This is a genomic window from Streptomyces sp. SID13726, assembly GCF_010548375.1.
Lineage (GTDB): Bacteria > Actinomycetota > Actinomycetes > Streptomycetales > Streptomycetaceae > Streptomyces.
This window is the reverse complement of sequence record NZ_JAAGLY010000245.1, coordinates 1-534: the sequence shown is the minus strand read 5'-3', so window position 1 is coordinate 534 and position 534 is coordinate 1. Positions and strand designations below refer to the sequence as shown.

Genomic DNA, 534 nt, shown 5'->3' with positions numbered 1-534 from the left:
CGGCCACCCCTCGCAGGTCACCGCCGCCGCGGCCCCGGCCCCGCCCGGCCCCGCCGTGCTGACCACCGAGGAGATCAGGGAACGGCTGAGCGGGAACCTCTGCCGCTGCGGCGCCTACCCCGCGATCGTCCGAGCCGTCGCCGACGCGGGAGCCGACGCCGCGGCCACCGCGACCGGCGCGGAGGTGACCGCGTGAAGCCCTTCGCCTACGTGCGCGCCACCACCGTCCAGTCCGCGGTCGACGCCTACGCCGCCCACCCCGGCTCCCGCTACCTCGCCGGCGGCACCAACCTCGTGGACCTGATGAAACTCGGCGTCGAGACCCCCGGCGCCCTCATCGACGTCTCCCGCCTGCCGCTGGACGAGATCCGCGAACTCCCCGACGGCGGCCTGCGCGTCGGCGCCACGGTCCGCAACAGCGACCTCGCCGCCGACCGCGTGGTGCGCACCCGCTACCCGCTCCTCAGCCGGGCGCTGCTCTCCGGTGCCTCCGGCCAGCTGCGCAACGTCGCCACCACCGGCGGCAACCTGCTC

Annotated in this window: 2 protein-coding genes; both read left to right on the top strand. The window is 76.4% G+C overall.

The genetic code is table 11. The features are described from left to right. Positions 1-196: 2Fe-2S iron-sulfur cluster-binding protein (locus tag G3I78_RS47435; protein WP_239158473.1), on the top strand; the 196-nt coding region annotated here is incomplete at its 5' end. Continuing rightward, the coding region (locus tag G3I78_RS47430) for an FAD binding domain-containing protein (RefSeq protein WP_343244031.1) at positions 193-534 on the top strand (342 nt) is incomplete at its 3' end. The genes G3I78_RS47435 and G3I78_RS47430, both read left to right, overlap by 4 nt.